General features: G+C 40.1%; 16 protein-coding genes, 1 pseudogene and 1 CRISPR repeat array. Of the genes and pseudogenes, 1 reads left to right on the top strand and 16 read right to left on the bottom strand.

Features of this window, described 5'->3' with window-relative positions; genetic code table 11:
- Window positions 1-28 precede the first annotated feature (28 nt).
- From D2A30_03860 to D2A30_03840, 5 genes are read right to left on the bottom strand one after another with little or no spacing between them, the layout of a single operon-like run.
- The gene (locus D2A30_03860; GenBank protein ID ULL20793.1) at window positions 29-661 is read right to left on the bottom strand and encodes a TIGR01906 family membrane protein; all 633 of its coding nucleotides are present in this window, start codon (window positions 659-661) and stop codon (window positions 29-31) included.
- Window positions 651-1424: a TIGR01457 family HAD-type hydrolase gene (locus D2A30_03855; GenBank protein ID ULL20792.1), complete on the bottom strand. Its 774-nt coding sequence runs from the start codon at window positions 1422-1424 to the stop codon at window positions 651-653. The genes D2A30_03860 and D2A30_03855 overlap by 11 nt, the downstream gene beginning before the upstream one ends.
- Before the next feature lie 9 nt (window positions 1425-1433).
- Window positions 1434-2051 carry an NUDIX domain-containing protein gene (locus D2A30_03850; protein ULL20791.1) on the bottom strand — a complete coding sequence of 206 codons (618 nt, stop codon included), beginning with the start codon at window positions 2049-2051 and terminating at the stop codon, window positions 1434-1436.
- Window positions 2038-2778, bottom strand: a complete 741-nt coding sequence (locus D2A30_03845) for an acyl-[acyl-carrier-protein] thioesterase (GenBank protein ULL20790.1) — start codon at window positions 2776-2778, stop codon at window positions 2038-2040. The genes D2A30_03850 and D2A30_03845 overlap by 14 nt, the downstream gene beginning before the upstream one ends.
- Before the next feature lie 13 nt (window positions 2779-2791).
- Window positions 2792-3931, bottom strand: a complete 1140-nt coding sequence (locus tag D2A30_03840) for an oxygen-independent coproporphyrinogen III oxidase (protein ID ULL20789.1) — start codon at window positions 3929-3931, stop codon at window positions 2792-2794.
- Between the two features lie 99 nt (window positions 3932-4030).
- Between D2A30_03840 and D2A30_03835 the strand changes: the two genes are divergently transcribed.
- Window positions 4031-4603: a teicoplanin resistance protein VanZ gene (locus D2A30_03835; GenBank protein ULL20788.1), complete on the top strand. Its 573-nt coding sequence runs from the start codon at window positions 4031-4033 to the stop codon at window positions 4601-4603.
- Window positions 4604-4840: 237 nt separating this feature from the next.
- On the opposite strand, the pseudogene glgP reads toward D2A30_03835, so the two are convergent.
- The 11 genes and pseudogenes from glgP to cas4 form a co-directional block, all read right to left on the bottom strand.
- Window positions 4841-7108, bottom strand: a pseudogene (glgP, locus tag D2A30_03830) (glycogen/starch/alpha-glucan family phosphorylase).
- A gap of 177 nt (window positions 7109-7285) precedes the next feature.
- Window positions 7286-8002 carry a purine-nucleoside phosphorylase gene (deoD, locus tag D2A30_03825; protein ID ULL20787.1) on the bottom strand — a complete coding sequence of 239 codons (717 nt, stop codon included), beginning with the start codon at window positions 8000-8002 and terminating at the stop codon, window positions 7286-7288.
- 109 nt (window positions 8003-8111) lie between these two features.
- Window positions 8112-8921 (bottom strand): purine-nucleoside phosphorylase, encoded by an 810-nt coding sequence (locus D2A30_03820; protein ULL20786.1) that lies wholly within the window; start codon window positions 8919-8921, stop codon window positions 8112-8114.
- Between the two features lie 96 nt (window positions 8922-9017).
- Entirely contained in the window at window positions 9018-9422 is a 405-nt protein-coding gene (arsC, locus tag D2A30_03815) for an arsenate reductase (glutaredoxin) (GenBank protein ULL20785.1), read from the bottom strand.
- Complete coding sequence (locus D2A30_03810) at window positions 9422-10633, bottom strand: phosphopentomutase (GenBank protein ULL20784.1); 1212 nt, start codon at window positions 10631-10633, stop codon at window positions 9422-9424. Before D2A30_03810 ends, arsC begins: the two co-directional genes overlap by 1 nt.
- Window positions 10634-10944: 311 nt before the next feature.
- Complete coding sequence (gene rpiA / locus D2A30_03805; protein ULL20783.1) at window positions 10945-11616, bottom strand: ribose-5-phosphate isomerase RpiA; 672 nt, start codon at window positions 11614-11616, stop codon at window positions 10945-10947.
- A 170-nt stretch (window positions 11617-11786) separates the two neighbouring features.
- Window positions 11787-12701: an IS3 family transposase gene (locus D2A30_03800; GenBank protein ULL20782.1), complete on the bottom strand. Its 915-nt coding sequence runs from the start codon at window positions 12699-12701 to the stop codon at window positions 11787-11789.
- Window positions 12698-12985, bottom strand: coding sequence for a transposase (locus tag D2A30_03795; protein ID ULL20781.1), 288 nt, complete (start codon window positions 12983-12985; stop codon window positions 12698-12700). Before D2A30_03795 ends, D2A30_03800 begins: the two co-directional genes overlap by 4 nt.
- Window positions 12986-13147: 162 nt before the next feature.
- Window positions 13148-15217: direct repeats of the CRISPR family, unit length 32 nt; unit sequence ATTTCAATCCACGCACCCGTGTAGGGTGCGAC.
- 145 nt (window positions 15218-15362) lie between these two features.
- Window positions 15363-15656, bottom strand: coding sequence for a CRISPR-associated endonuclease Cas2 (gene cas2 / locus D2A30_03790; protein ULL20780.1), 294 nt, complete (start codon window positions 15654-15656; stop codon window positions 15363-15365).
- Window positions 15657-15666: 10 nt separating this feature from the next.
- Entirely contained in the window at window positions 15667-16692 is a 1026-nt protein-coding gene (cas1c, locus tag D2A30_03785; GenBank protein ID ULL20779.1) for a type I-C CRISPR-associated endonuclease Cas1, read from the bottom strand.
- Window positions 16689-17360: a CRISPR-associated protein Cas4 gene (cas4, locus tag D2A30_03780; GenBank protein ID ULL20778.1), complete on the bottom strand. Its 672-nt coding sequence runs from the start codon at window positions 17358-17360 to the stop codon at window positions 16689-16691. Before cas4 ends, cas1c begins: the two co-directional genes overlap by 4 nt.

Genomic DNA, 17360 nt, shown 5'->3' with positions numbered 1-17360 from the left:
ATTTTAAATCATAAAAATCTGTCCTAGGTCAACTTGTCAATCGATTGCTTTTTCGAGACCACGCAAGCATTGCCCAAAAGAACACTTCGTAAAGAACAAAAAATAAAATAAAGCAATGCAAGAAAAATTCCTCAGGTAAAATATAAATGACAGGATCCTTGACTGGATCAAATAACCAAGTAGAATCACCAGGAAAAAGGGCCGTATGAAAAAGAACAAAGAATTGGTCAAATCCCATAAGAAGCCCCATTAAGCCGATGACAACCGGTGCAAGTATCATCCACAAGAAGGTTTTTTGAACCAACCAGCCATGGCCTTTTAAAAGAATCTGTTTGATGAACAAGAAAAAAGCGGGAAAACTTAGAACAAACACACCTTGCGCTAAATGAAATAGTTTTTTCACATCAGCGAAATGTTTGAGACCATCAACTGAGGAAGAAAAGTTAGGCATGTCTAAAACTGTCTGAAATGGATTGGTTAAATAGTTCATCAAAATATTGAAATTATATGAGATGTCTGCCGATTTCATATAGACGATTTTTTCCAGCCCTAGATAAGAAATTTCAACAGGAAACACTAGCCATGCCAAATAAATGGTAGCAAGGATTGCACCCGACAGCACAAATAAAACCGTTCCGAATACTTGTAGTTTAGTTTTCATCAAAGCTCCATTCATCTAAACTATTCAACACATGGGTTGGCGCAATTGGTAAATGAGCTACTTCTTCTGGCTTCGTAAAACCAGTAAGTACCAAAAGTGTTGAAAAACCATTATCAATACCTGCCCGAATATCTGTTAAATAATTATCACCAACCATAATTGTCTGACTCTTTTCAGTTCCCAGTATCTCCAAGGCCTTATCCATAATGATGGATTTTGGTTTTCCAATGATGGCTGGTTTGATCCGAGTTGCAGCTTCTAATAGCGCCAATAATGAACCTGCTCCCGGTAAATGCCCACGCTCAGTTGGAATATTCAAATCTGGATTGGTGCCAATAAAGGTTGCTCCTTTTTGGATCGCTAATGTAGCAATCGTGAGTTTTTCATAAGTCAAATCAGTGTCTAGCCCAACAACGACATAGGCAGGATTATTTGTATCCTCAACGTAACCTGCCTCATAAATAGCTGATTTTAGCCCATCTTCACCGATTACATAAACGGTCTTGTCTTTACCAAAATCATTCATATAGTCGATGGTAGCAAGACTTGCAGTGTAGATGGTTTCGAGTGGCGTCACAATATTGAATTGCTCAGCCAGCATGGCCTGCACCGTTTCAGGTCTGCGGGTGGTATTATTGGTCACAAATAAATAGGGAATTTGTCGTTCCTGCAATCGATGTACAAATCGTTCCCCAGCTGGTATGCGCTTTTTCCCTTCATAAATTGTCCCATCTAAATCAATCAAGTATCCTTGGTACGTCATTTTTCCTCCTTAATCAAATCGTGTTTCCCAATGTTTGGCATGACAAGCTTCAAAACAAAGGGCTATTTGTTCTGGTGTATTTTTCCCTAAAGATAGCTGTGGCAAGTCGTTAAGTTCAAAATAAGCTGAGCCGATTGTTTCCAAATTTGGTTGAAATTCCCCACTAATAACCTTGCAAAGAATAAATACCTTTGTTACACGGTGTGCAGACTTGGCTGGATTATTCTTATGTTTGTCCAAAATCGCCACAACCCGTTTTGCTTCAACCTCGAGTCCCGCTTCTTCTTTTACTTCTTTAATCACATTATCCTTAACCGATTGATCTACGTCACACCAACCGCCAGGCAAAGACCAAAGTCCATCATTTTCCTGAACCAACAAAATTTTGTTATCCTGAAAAATGGCTGCGCGAGTATCAAGTTTCGGTGTCTGATAGCCAGATTCATTACAAAATAGCTCTTTCACTACTTCCAAAGGTTGCCCTGAAGGCTCCACTAACATTTCTGCCGCAATTTGCCGCACTTCTTCAAAACGTTCAATATCATAAACATCTTTCCCATAGGCTAAACCTGTTTGAGCGATGGCTTGTAGACGCACAGCCCAGTCCAACCACTTATCTTGCGTCATCTCTTTTCCTCCATTCAATTGTAGCTTGTGCATGAATATGCCCCTCTACAACGATTTCATGTTGGCTATGTAATGCTGTTGTAACCAATCGAGAACTCACTTGACTTGTAGGAGCTACTTCCTTGATGTATTTTAATTGAATTTTTTTAGGAACATGGCAGAGTAGAAAATCGTATCCTAGCGATTCACACATCCATTCTAAGTACTTACTATTGTTGACATGACCATTCATATCCAAATCAAAATAACGAACCGAAAACTCCTGAACAAATGGTGCATCCAGTTCATGGTATTTGGGTGCCCGTGGTAATTTTTTGACCTGTTCAGATTGAAATGGCTCAATCAATACTTCTGGAACTGGAGCTACCTTTCGAGTTTCAAAATCAATCAACACAAAATAGCAGAGAATATCGAGTAAAAGATTGCCATTTTCATCATAAATATAGAACATCCGATGGCAGAAAAATTTATTATAGGCAATCGCTTCTGTCACAATGGTGATGGTCTCATTATAAGTTGGTAAGCGATGAATGTTCAGCTCATAATCAGTCACTACCCAGATTAATCCAAATTCTTCAAAAATAAATACATCACTTCTTCCAACTGACTCTGATTGACGTCCGGACACTCCCAGACAATATGAAATAAAAGCTGGTAATTTAATTTCATGTTGCACATCACACATATCAAATGGAATAGTTACATTTTCTTGGTATTTTAATCCCATTTAGCTCCCCCCACTACAACTCTTCAATAATAAACCGTTCAGCTACTGTATCGCCAAGAAATAATCCTTTTTTCGTCATTCTAAGCCAATGGTTCTCCTCCTGTAAGAGACCTTCATTTATTAAGTCTCTAACAACCTGACCATATCGTTCTTCAAATGAGATACCAAATTTTTCTTCAAATCGTTCAATCGAGACACCCGTTTTCTTTCTCAGGCCTAAAAACATCTCTTCTTCCATCTGCTCCGTTTTACTGAGAAATTCCTCATGTAAACGTGAATGACCTTTCTCACGAATTGATTTGAGATAGTGCTGAATCGGGCCTCGGTTACGATAACGCATGCCATCCAAATAGCCTGAAGCCCCTGCCCCTAATCCATAATACTCTGCATTATCCCAGTACATGAGATTATGACGACTTTCAAATCCTGGTTTGGTAAAATTAGAAATCTCATAGTGCTCAAAACCATTTTTTTCTAACTCCCGAAGGATGTAATCAAACATATCAGATTCTACGTCCTCATTGGGCAGATGAAGATTTCCACGGCGTTGGCGATTCATAAAGACCGTATGATTTTCCAAAATCAAGCTATAGAGACTCATATGGGGTATATCCAATTCTAAGGCCTTTGCAACATTGTCTTTGACTTGCTCCATGGTCTGACCAGGTAACGCATAGATAAAATCTATGGAAATATTATGAAAACCTGCTGCTTTTAGTGAAGCAATGGTTTCATAAATTTGCGCTTGATTATGACTACGACCAATTTTTTTTAACATACGGTCATCAAAGGTTTGAACCCCCAGTGATACACGGTTACACTTAGATTTTTTTAGAACTTCAATTTTGTCTGCTGTCAGGTCACCAGGGTTAGCCTCAATAGTAAATTCCTCCAGTTGAGATAAATCCAACAAATTCTCAAGATTGGTCAAGAGGTAGTCTAATTGATTTGCTGATAAAGCCGAAGGTGTTCCGCCACCAATATATAGGGTCCGAAGGGCTGGGAGGTCGTAAAACTTGACCTCTTCCATGAGGGCGGACAAATACTCATCGACAGGTTGGTTTTTAATAAATACCTTGGAAAAGTCACAATAGTAACAAATTTGAGTGCAAAATGGAATGTGAATGTAGGCTGATGTCGGTCGATTATTCATAAAATCTATTATAGCACATTGTCAATGAAAACTTTTTTTGGAGCCACACTTTACTTCTCTCTAAAATATTTGTATAATAAAGATGAAAGGAGACTTTTAATGAACAAAGAAAGAATATACGATAGCATCAATCTCATCCTGTCATTTTTAGTCTGCCGCTGGATTTTTATGACTTTTCTATTTTTCCAGTTTTCGACTATATTTATGACCTATGAAGTCATTCCGACACTTGCGGCAATCCTGTTGATGACAGCGTTTTGCTTTAACATTTTACGATTAATCTATAAACCAAAAATTTCTAGACCAACTCTCTACTTTTTCTATTGTAGCTATATACTTCTCCTCATTTATCTCCTATTTTTCAAAAGTATTGGTGTCCAAGGTTTCAACTGGAATCTCTTTTCCACCTTCACACAAGACCTTTTTCTCAACCCAGCTGTCTTAGTCTTTAACCTCTTATTATTTTTCCCCCTAGGATTGCTCGTTCCCTTTTCATGGAAAAAAATAACTCTTTTTATTGGTGCAATTCTGATAATTGAAGTCTGCCAGTACGCTTTCTCATTAGGTTTCTTTGATCTTGGTGACATCCTGCTCAATACAATCGGTTTTGTCCTTGGAAATTTCATTGGACGATCAGTAATTGGTCAATTCTTCAAAAATATAGTCATTTGAATTAACTTTGATACATCGTCGCTTTCGCCTTGCCGTACTCTAGTACAGCCTGCGTCTCAGCTCCTTGTCTGAAAGTTAATTCATTCGACTATAAAATTCAAAAAAATAAATCTGGATAACTAGTCTTTAACATAAAAAATAGCTTAGAAGGACGCCATCAGCAACGTTGATTCTAAGCTATTTTTTTCTAATGTTGTTCAGAGTGAGATTTTTTTAGATTATCTGTCTACTTTTATGCTATTTAGCTTCCAAATGCCAGATATCTTCATTGTACTGTTGAATCGTACGGTCTGATGAGAAGAATCCAGATTTGGCAATGTTGACAATCACTTTTTCAAGCCAGCTATTACGGTCTTCATAATCTGTCAACATGCGTTCCTTGGTTAGAATGTAATCTTCCAAGTCTAAGAGGGTCATAAAGTGGTCATTGTGTTTCAAGTTATCTTGTAAGCGCCATAGACGTTCATCGATACCACCAGCATGACGTACAACATCACTAGTAATGAAATCAATCAATGGACGGATTGTATCGCGTTCGTAGTAAGCGGATGGGTGGTAGGTTCCATTTGCATAATGATTAATAACAGTTTGACTATCTTGACCAAAAATGTAGATGTTTTCATCACCAACCAATTCATGGATTTCTACATTGGCACCATCATCCGTACCAATTGTCAACGCACCATTCAACATGAATTTCATATTGCCAGTACCTGATGCTTCCTTAGATGCAAGAGAAATCTGTTCGGAAATATCTGCTGCTGGGATAATATAACTCGCCTCGGTTACATTATAATTTTCAATCATCACCACTTGCAAATGTGGGGCCACATCAGGGTCATTTTGAATAACTTGTGACAATACTAATATTAAGTGAATAATATCTTGGGCAGTTGTATAGGCTGGTGCCGCTTTTCCTCCGAAGAATACGGTTAATGGTCGGGTTGGGATATTTCCAGCTTTGATATCCAGATATTTGTAAATGACATATAATACGTTCATTTGTTGCCGTTTGTACTCATGCATGCGCTTGATTTGCACATCAAAAATGGATTCAGGGTTAACCTCTACACCTTGAGTTTTCGCAATATGACGTTGCAATTTACGTTTATTATGTTGTTTGGTTTCTTCTAACCAGTCTTTAAGTTCCTTGTTTCCCTTGAAATCCAAAAGTTTTTCCAATTCACTCGCATCATGGTGATAGCCATGTCCGATTAAGCCATCAAAGTAGCTTGCCAGACTTGGATTCGCATGCATCAGCCAACGTCAGAAGGTAATCCCGTTTGTTTTGTTGTTGAATTTCTCAGGATAAAGCTCGTAAAAAGCCTTCAATTCTGAAGTCTTCAGGATTTCTGTGTGAAGGGCCGCCACTCCATTGATGGAATAGCCATAATGAATATCCATGTGAGCCATATGAACACGGCCTTGTTCATCAATAATGTTCACCGCTGGATCGTTCTTGACAGCTTTCGCACGACGGTCCAATTCTTCGATAAATGGTACCAGATGTGGCACAACACGGTTTAAGAAATCAAGTGGCCATTTTTCCAAAGCCTCTGATAAAATGGTATGGTTGGTATAGGCCGTCATCTTTTTCACGATCTCAACCGCTTCATCAAATGAAATACCACGAAGTTCTAACAAACGAATCAATTCAGGAATGACCAATGAAGGATGGGTATCATTGATTTGAACGACAGCGTAATCAGGCAAATCATGCAGATTAGAACCTTTGGCAATCGCCTCATCAATCAAGAGTTGCGCAGCATTGGACACCATGAAATATTGTTGAAAAATCCGAAGGACTTTTCCTTCATCTGTCGAATCATCTGGGTAAAGGAAGAGAGTCAAATTGCGAAAAATGTCTTCTTTATCAAATTCTATACCATCATAAATGATATTATCATCTACTGAGCCTAGGTCAAACAAGCGCAGACGGTTTTTCCGTTCTACTTTATAACCTGGTACATCAATATCATAGAGCTTTGAAGTCAGTGTGAAGTGAGCAAATGGCACCTGATAAGAAATCGGTGATTCCGTTAACCATGAATGCGGAGTAATCCACTCATTTGGAACGGCAGTCTGTTGATGGTAGGCAAATAATTGACGAAAGAGACCAAAATGATAGTTGAGGCCAACACCATCACCATTTAAACCAAGACTTGCAATCGAGTCTAAGAAACAGGCAGCTAAACGACCTAAACCACCATTGCCAAGTGATGGTTCTAATTCCATATCTTCAATGGTAATCAAATCTTTGCCAGCTGCAACCAACTGACTTTTCACTTCATCATAAAGTCCAAGATTGATTAGGTTATTAGATAATAATTTACCAATCAAGAATTCAGCTGAAATGTAGTAAACTTTTTTCTTCTGATCGTTGGTATACTTGGCTTCACTTTGTTGTTTAGTAAAGGCTAATAAAGCATAATAGAGTTGTTGGTCTGTGCAATCTTCGATACGTTTGGCATACATAGACTGGACAAAGTTTTGTAAGTTGATCATTCTTTTCCTCCTTTAGGAAACTTATTTATGTAAGTATCCACGAATGTTTCTGTTAAAAAATGTAACCGCTTTCTTTATTATACCTTATTCAACAAAAAAAGACAAGCCAAGTTCCGTACAAATAGAAATTGGTTCGCCTTTCAAACGATTGCGTTTTATAGCAATCTAGATTTTTTATCATTCATCAGCAATCAGAGTTTCCAAACCAACCTTCATCATATCAGTGAATGTGTTTTGACGCTCTTCAGCTGTAGTGTCTTCTTCTGGATTCACCAAACTATCAGAAATTGTCATAATAGCAAGGGTTTGAACACCAAACTTAGCACCCAAATAGTAAAGTGCGGCTGCTTCCATTTCTACAGCTTTCACACCCAATTTCCCTAATTCTAAGTTCCGACTGAATAGCTTTGGAGAATAGAAACTATCTGATGACAAGACATTGCCGACATGGATTGTCAAGTTAAGTTCCTTAGCAATATGATAAGCCTTATCCAACAATTCAAAATCAGCAATTTGGGGCAAATCATATTCTGGCCAGTCAATATTCATCATTTTTGAATTAGTAGCTGCCCCTTGAGCAAGTACCAATTCACGGACATGAACATCCTTATTTAAAGAACCGGCTGTTCCCACACGTATCAATTTTTTTACGCCATATTCGGTAATCAGTTCATGTGCATAAATAGAAATAGATGGCATACCCATTCCTGTTCCCATCACAGAAACACGATGACCTTTGTACGTACCTGTATAGCCAAACATATTGCGGACTTCATTGAAACAAACAGCATCTTCAAGGAAGTTTTCAGCGATAAATTTAGCACGAAGTGGATCACCAGGCAGTAAAATCTTATCAGCGATTTCACCTGGTTTTGCGGAGATATGGATAGACATGTAGAGCCTTACCTTTCTTGATAATTATTCTTCTTATTAGATTGGAAAACGATAAAAGTACTGAAGTAAGAGTGTGAAATGTGATCATTGTACTCTCACTTACACCAATTTACAACTCAGCCAAGATAGCTTTCACCAAGCCCTTGAAGTTGTCCTTGATTTGCTCGGTTACTTCTACAACTTCTTCGTGATTGAGTTCAGATTGGAAACCAGCCGCAAAGTTTGTAATAGCAGAAATGCCCAAGACTTTCATACCTGAGTGAGCAGCCAAGATAACTTCTGGTACTGTCGACATACCGACTGCATGTGCACCCATAGTCTTGAAGGCCAAGATTTCAGCAGGTGTTTCATATGTAGGACCTGTCACACCTAGATAGACACCATCGTCCAACTTGATGCCCAATTTTTCCGCAATGGTATGGGCTTTTTCACGGTATTCTTTAGTGTAGGCATTGGACATATCTGGGAAACGTGGACCAAATTCTTCCAAGTTTGCACCAATCAATGGGTTTTGACCTGTCATGTTGATGTGGTCAGTAATTGCCATCAAGGTACCTGGACCATAACCGATACCGCCTGCGGCATTTGTCACAATCACTCCTTCGCAACCGAGAGCTTTCATGACACGGACAGGGAAGGTCACGACCTCCATAGGATTTCCTTCATAAAAGTGGAAACGACCTTGAAGAGCTAAGACCTTACGTCCTGCCAAATCACCGTAAACCAACTTACCAGCATGACCAACAACCGTTGATTTGCCCCAGTTCGGAATATCTGCATAGTCGATGACAATGGCGTTTTCAACTTCTTGAGCTAATTCACCCAAGCCAGATCCCAAGATCAAACCGAATTCAGGTTTCACTAGACCTTTTTCTTCCAAGAACGCTTTTGTTTCATAAATTTTTTCTACTAATGTCATAAGTTCAATGATACTGGACTGTCGTCCAAATTCAATTAGCCTAGCTAATTAAACTTCCTTTCTATAATCTTTGATAAACCCATAGAATATAAATTTTTATAGAGGCAAAACTACTTCACCATCTTCTTTAACATAGGGTGTTTTCATTGGTGGCAATAATTCCAAAACTGTCTCTGAAGGACGACATAATTTAACACCCTTTGAGCTCACAACAATTGGTCGATTGATAAGAATTGGTTCAACAACCATTGCCGAAATGATAGTATCCTCAGATGCACTCTCCCAATCAATCCCCATTTCATGATATGGTGGTACATTGGTTCGTAACAAATCTCTAGCTGTTATTCCCATTTTGGACAATAAATCATGCAATTCTTCCTCACTCGGTGGGGTATCCAAATAATGAACAATTTCAGGTTCAATTCCAACATGTCGGATAATAGCAAGGACGTTGCGCGATGTTCCACATGCAGGATTATGATAAATTACAACTTTTTCCATTAAACTAAACCTCCTAAAAAACTTTCACCTATCATGGCTGTCTCCACACCAAAGTTTTCAGCAACAGTGGCTGAAATATCCGCAAAGTGACCGACTGGCAAGATACCATTTCCTTTGAAAGCCTTGCTGTATGCCAAGAGAGGCACATATTCACGTGTATGGTCTGTCCCAACATAAGATGGATCATTGCCGTGGTCTGCAGTAATCAAGAGCAGGTCATCTTCACGCATATTGTCAATAATCTCTGGAATACGTGCATCAAACTCTTGCAAGCAGTCGCGGTAACCTTCTATATTGCGACGGTGACCATAGACAGCATCAAAGTCAACTAGGTTTGTAAAAGTAAATCCTTCCTCGAAGTCTGATAACTTCAGAGTATCAATCAACACATCGACACCGTGCTTGTTGGACTTGGTGTGACCCATATCATTTGTAATACCTGAACCATTGAAAATATCACTGATTTTACCAACTGAGTAAGTTGGTACACCCGCATCTGCCAGTTTGTTGAGGACAGTTGCTTCAAACGGTGACACCGCATAGTCATGACGGTTTGCAGTCCGTGAGAAATTCCCTGGTTCACCAACATATGGACGTGCGATGATACGACCTAGAAGAGCAGGGCGTTCAAGGGTAATCGAGCGAGCATATTCACAGATACGATACAACTCATCAAGTGGAATAATGTCTTCATGGGCTGCAATCTGAAGCACAGGATCTGCGGAGGTATAGACGATTAACTCCCCTGTTTCCATTTGGCGAGGTCCAAAGTCATCAATAACAGCTGTACCTGAATACGGCTTGTTTGCTTCGCGAATGATTTTACGACCTGAGAATTCTTCGATTTTTGTCAAAATCTCTTCAGGGAAACCATCCCAGAATGTATCAAAAGGCTCAGTAATATTGAGACCCATAATTTCCCAGTGTCCTGTCATGGTGTCTTTCCCAAGCGAAACCTCTTCCAATTTGGTTACATAACCAGTTGGATGGCTTTCAGCAGGAACTGTCGCAAGCGCTGTATCACGAGGAATATTGCCAAGACCAATTTTTGCCATGTTTGGCACATCAAGCCCAGCTTTTTCAGAAATGTGACCGAGTGTATCAGACTCTGTATCTGCTACAGCTGCATTGAAAAATTTATCTGAGTCTGGTGCTGCGCCGATTCCGACAGAATCCATAACAACCAAGTGAACACGTTTAAATTTAGGCATAATTGTCTCCTTTTGAATCATGAGTTACAGAAAATTTATTTCCAACCATAATACCAGTAAAATATCTGGAATTTCATCTTTTAATAAATGCATTATCTGTTACCTTCTTCGTGCTCGGACCATCCCCGAACACCTAGAGCATAGATTCATTCTAGAAAATCTATACTTATTCATAGGGCTTGCAAACAATGGATAGCAAAATACATCTATAAAATTGTAAATAAATTCTCATTAACTTCAAACGTTCGTGTTTTCATTATACCATAAAAACGCTTCTCATTGTTAGTAATTGAGAAGCGTTTTCATGTTATTTATTTTTCAACTATTTGAGGACCGTCAGGCGTACCAACGATTACCTTGGAAATCAAACCAATAAAGAGACCATGTTCAACAACTCCAACTGTTCGATCCAATTCTTCCGCCAATGCAACTGAATCTTCAATCCGTTGTAAATCGAGGTCAATAATGTAATTTTTCATATCCGTCACAAGTTTTTCACCATCACTCATTCGGAAACTTGGTCGATATCCTTTTGATTCGAACAAGCGAAATAGATTTTCAGAACCGTATTGAACCACTTCTACTGGCAATTTAAATGCTCCTAGCGTTTCAACTACTTTGGATTCATCAACAATCCAGATGCAATCTTTACTATTGACCGCAACAATTTTCTCCATTAATAAAGCTGCACCGCCACCTTTGATTCCGTTAAAGGCTCCATCTACTTCATCAGCCCCATCTACCGTTAAGTCTACATACTCAACTTCATCGATATTTTTTAGGGGAATCCCAAGGGACGCAGCATGCTCTGCCGTAGCATGAGAGGTCGTTACACCAATAATTTGCAACCCCTGCTCCGCAACCCGACGGCCAATTTCTTTAACAAAATAGTAGGCTGTAGACCCAGTCCCTAGACCAACAACCATACCATCCGTTACAAATTCCGCCGCCTTAATACCAACCTGCTCTTTTAAGTTTGACATTTCATGCTCCTTTTAAAAACTCATATAACTATTATAGCATGAAGTGTGTAAGTTATTATAAGAAAATTTAAAAAGAGGGGAAGAAAAATTAGAAAACATTACCAAAAATATTAGAAGATGGTCCTATGTCAAGATTTAGTACACATTAAAATGAGAATTTTATCCTTTTTTTAACTTGCTAATTGCTCATTGTCTTTTTGTGCTTCTGCATACAACTTTTCAAAATCATTCGGCGACATAAAATCACAGTGGCCGTGAATTCTTTTCGTATTGTAAAAGCATTCAATATATTCAAATACGAGTTTATGTGCATGAGCATGATTCTGGATTTTGAAGCGATGGAGCCATTCCCGTTTAATCAAGGAGTGAAAGGATTCTATGCAGGCATTATCCCAAGGAAAGGCTTTCTTGGAGTAGCTTAGTTGCATTTTATCGGTTGCTTTGCGATATTCCTTGGAAACGTATTGACTTCCGCGATCGCTATGAAGAATCAAAGGTAAATCCGTTTGACGTCTTGCTTTAGCTTTGGTTATAGTTTCAATTACACAGGATACTTCCATTGTTTTGGAGAGCGTCCAGGCAATGATTTTTCGGGAGAATAGGTCCATGATGCTAGTTAGATAGGCGAAGCCTTCGGCTGTCCAAATGTAGGTGATATCACTACACCAAACGGCATTGGGGCGGTCAGGGTTGAATTGTTCGTCAAGGATATTTTGAAGTTCCTTACTAAAGTCGGAGTCTTTGGTGGTAATGGTCCAGGGTTTTATCCACTGGGCTTTGATGCCCATTTCTCGCATATATTTGCCCACCGTTCGTTCAGCGATGATTTCACCATCCTTTTGTAGTTCCTTGGTGATTTTGGGGGCTCCGTAGTTTTGTTTTGATTCGTTGTAAATATCCTTTATTTTGGTTTTAACCGCTTCCTTACGCTTTTGCATATTGGAAGGTACATGTTTTAGCCATGCATGATAACCAGATCTTGATACGCCTAAGATTTTCAGCATTCCAGAGACAGAAACTCGGCGGTTTTGCTTTTTAGCTATTTCTGTCTTTTCAGAAACCTCAAGATAAATGGCTTCTGTTATTTTCCCAGAATGCTGATGGCTTTTTTTAATACATCTAGTGCATCCTGGGTGTCGCGTAGCTCCCGCTTTAATTTAGCAATTTCTTTTTCCTCATCAGAAGAGTAATTGCCGGAACCACGGTGTTCTATATTCCCAGTATCGTTTAGCTCTTTCTTCCATCTGGAAAGAGTTTGCTGGCTGATACCTAAATTCGATGCGCAGCCTTGTAGACCAAGATTCTTGTGATCTTGATAATATTGCACTGCGTCCAATTTGAACTGCTTGTCATAATGTTTTGCCATAATGAGTCCTCCTGTAGTACGATGTTTTTATTGTATCATGTTTTTGCTTCTAGGATTTTCTCATTTTGACTTGTACTATTTATATTCTAACACCAAGAATCTTATAATTTTCTCTGAGTTCTCTGACAAAAGATTTTATTGAGGAAATGATTATTAGAGTATCACTCTATAATCCACGCACCCATGTGGGGTGCGACCAAATATAAGCGGACAAGTAGAGCAACAGACAAATTTCAATCCACGCACCCATGTGGGGTGCGACGTGACCAGGAAAAAAACAAAGGAGGAAAAAAATATTTCAATCCACGCACCCATGTGGGGTGCGACGGGAACGTCCTTGATGGTTTAGCAACATTTTTCAAATTTCAATCCACGCACCCATGTGGGGTGCGACATGACACCAACCACAGGACAACCAATGGTGCAAATTTCAATCCACGCACCCATGTGGGGTGCGACATGACACCAACCACAGGACAACCAATGGTGCAAATTTCAATCCACGCACCCGTGTAGGGTGCGACAGGAGTCTTGGGTTAGTCGTAAATAAAAGGAGTATTTCAATCCACGCACCCGTGTAGGGTGCGACTTGTCGGGCGTTTTGTAAAATTGCCGTTTTAGAATTTCAATCCACGCACCCGTGTAGGGTGCGACTTTCTACAAAGTCGAATCTGCTTGCCGAGATCGAATTTCAATCCACGCACCCGTGTAGGGTGCGACCCTCGTTCACAGAAGAGTTTGAGTTCACTCTACGATTTCAATCCACGCACCCGTGTAGGGTGCGACTGTATAAATTAAAACTTACCCCCGATTGTCTGCTAATTTCAATCCACGCACCCGTGTAGGGTGCGACTCAAACGAGTGTACTGCAGAGTTGTTAGAAAATGATTTCAATCCACGCACCCGTGTAGGGTGCGACGTCCAGTTTTTGGATCACGTAAGATACGTGAGAATATTTCAATCCACGCACCCGTGTAGGGTGCGACTTCTCAAGGCTTCAAGTTGTTTAGCACACATGTTATTTCAATCCACGCACCCGTGTAGGGTGCGACAATGGTATTTTATATAGTTCAGATTATAAGGTAATTTCAATCCACGCACCCGTGTAGGGTGCGACTGACGTGTATTGGCGAGTTGGATTGGCGCAGTTGATTTCAATCCACGCACCCGTGTAGGGTGCGACACACTACCGGATTAAAAACTCTCAAAATGCTCAAGAATTTCAATCCACGCACCCGTGTAGGGTGCGACGTAGCATAAATATTAAGACTTTAAATATAAAATATTTCAATCCACGCACCCGTGTAGGGTGCGACCTTGCTTTCGTCCTCTCTTGCCATAGCTGACACTATTTCAATCCACGCACCCGTGTAGGGTGCGACTCATCCACCTTGCCAATATGGATCTGCTCGACTATTTCAATCCACGCACCCGTGTAGGGTGCGACTCAGGTATTTTTTCAGTGATAAAATCATAAAATATTTCAATCCACGCACCCGTGTAGGGTGCGACTGGACGTCTAGCCCAACAGCAAAACAATAGATTGATTTCAATCCACGCACCCGTGTAGGGTGCGACCCTATTTTAAACTAAAAAGAAAGACGACAAAGAATTTCAATCCACGCACCCGTGTAGGGTGCGACCTGTCCTAGTGATCGTCATAGCCCGACGATATCTTTCAATCCACGCACCCGTGTAGGGTGCGACTCGCGACGTCTGTTGGTCTCGTTATCGTTACCATATTTCAATCCACGCACCCGTGTAGGGTGCGACGAACACATGACTGATGACGGTATAGATATTGTAATTTCAATCCACGCACCCGTGTAGGGTGCGACATGAGGCATCTTAAGATGAGGCCAGCTAAATTGATTTCAATCCACGCACCCGTGTAGGGTGCGACACGCTTTTGGCGTGGTGCTTAAAATGTTATTAAATATTTCAATCCACGCACCCGTGTAGGGTGCGACAATCGTCTTACTTTAAAAATTCCGATAACTACTTATTTCAATCCACGCACCCGTGTAGGGTGCGACGGTCTTGATTGTGGTCTGGGTTCAAATGGTATTAAATTTCAATCCACGCACCCGTGTAGGGTGCGACAAGCTTATTAGGATTTTCCCGAGTCCTTAGAACTTATTTCAATCCACGCACCCGTGTAGGGTGCGACGGGAAGAAATAGCTGATATGCTACACGTTTCAAATTTCAATCCACGCACCCGTGTAGGGTGCGACAGCGCTATTTGACACTGTTTTGTAAAAATAAAGTTTCTACAGATATAGAATATACCATAAATTCACTCTATTTTCACTTTTTTTCATATGCTTTTCACGCGAATCTCCTCACATTTAATGAGTAAGCCCGATTCGCAGAGATAATCTATAACAGGAGGACTCCTTGATCAGGATCATAACTAGTATCTCGTCCAATCGTTTCCACACGATTTTGCCAGTTTTTTCCTAGCAAATAAAAGCGGATACTATCCTGTTCCTTGTCAATGATTTCCAGCAACTTATTCTTTAACTCAACAAATTCTGCTGGAGCGACTGAACATTCGAAGACAGAATGTTGCACACGTTGACCAAAGTCAACGCACAGCTTGGCTACTTGTCTCAATCGCTTTCGTCCAGCTACTGTTTCTGTATTGACATCATAGGTCACTAATACCATCATAATATAGCTCCTATATCATAAACGGAGGATAACTGTCCAACTCGCCTCGAACAGCCTTTGCAAGCAATTGTGCCTGAACGTAGGGCAATAACATCAATTTGACTTTTTCCTGGGTAAATGGATGCTCAACTTCTGTATGTTTTCGCTTTTGCCAGGCTTCAATGAAAACTGCTCTGCCTTTTTCAGTCAACAAAACACTTCCATTTTCTTTGATATCAAAATGCTTTTTCGTTAACTGTCCTCTATTGATTAAGGAAAATACAAACCGATCAACAATGAAGGAACGAAATTCCTCAACTAAATCCAAAGCCAGACTCGCACGACCAGGACGGTCTGTATGGAAAAATCCAACATAACTATCCAGACCAACCGCTTCAATTGCTGATTGGCATTCATAGGTCAACAGACTGTAACCGAAGGAAAGCAAGGCATTCACACAGTCCAACGGAGGTCTTCTACTGCGACCATTGAACTGAAACGTCTCCTTATCAGCCAAAACCATTTCATTGAATAAGCGGAAATAGTGATTCGCTGCTTGCCCCTCAATTCCAAGTAGTGTCTCCTTATCTAAAGCTGTTTGAACCATTTCCACTGCCCAAGTCAGCTCTGAATTGACCTCTTCAAATAGATTCCCATCCACCCTATCTTTATGATCTCTACGAAATCGCAATAGGTATTTTCTGGAATTAGAGATTTTAGACAGAATAAAACGTTTGGCAAATTCCAGAGACAAATCATCATCAGCTAGGCGATACTGTTGCCGTCTTAACAGAACATTTCCATTCGTCGGACCTACAAACCGGCCACAAAATCGCCCTTGAGGTGTATGGAAAGAAAGGTTAATCTGATGTTCCGCACACAGTTCAATTAATGACGGAGAGGCTCCTAGATAGGAAAAACACACAATACCGTCTATAATGCGATAGGGAAAGCGGTGAACAGCAACGCCATTTTGCTTAATGACAATGTTGTCCCGCTCTCTAGTCAAATAAAAATCTTCCTGAGTCAGATAGAGTGTATTCAGCAGTTTCTTCATAACCCCTCCTCGCTTGCCATGGATTGTTGGATATAATGAGCAACACTACGCGATTTTTTACTCAATCTAGGCATACAAATATCTACCAGTGAGCAAAGTTGGCAATTCTTAAAATACTCAGCCTTTGGCAAATCTCTTTTCTGATAAAGTTCATGCATTTGTCTAGCTAATTCAACAACCAGCTGCCTCAATTCAGCACTAATGCTAATTTCTACTTTTTTATTGACACTATGATAGTACAGATAGCCCGTATCAATTTTGCAAGCCAGTGTTTCCTCTAAACACATGGTCTGTGCCACCAATTGAACAATATCCCGTTCATCTTTTTTCGGCTTACCACGCTTGTATTCAACGATAGTTGGAATCCATTTACCACGTTTTCCACTCAGTGAAATACCTGCCTCATCTTTATGGAATTCCACAACATCCAAAATCCCGTAAAGCCCTAACTCCTTAGACGATACCTGCATCGCCCTAGAAATCAAGAAATCCTTACGTTTTTCTTTGATATAGGGATTGTCAGCTTTTTGATGAAGAAACTGACCGTGAGTGGTTGCCTCATTTTCAGCCCATTCTTGATAAATATGGATCAAGGCCCATTGACGTTTGCAGAACTGAAAATGTTGAATACCAGACAACATCAAATAATCATCTTCTGCATAGGCCAT

Origin of the sequence: Streptococcus suis, from assembly GCA_022354845.1 — a bacterium.
GTDB classification, from domain to species: Bacteria; Bacillota; Bacilli; order Lactobacillales; family Streptococcaceae; genus Streptococcus; species Streptococcus suis_AA.
This window is presented reverse-complemented; position numbering and strand designations above follow the sequence as displayed.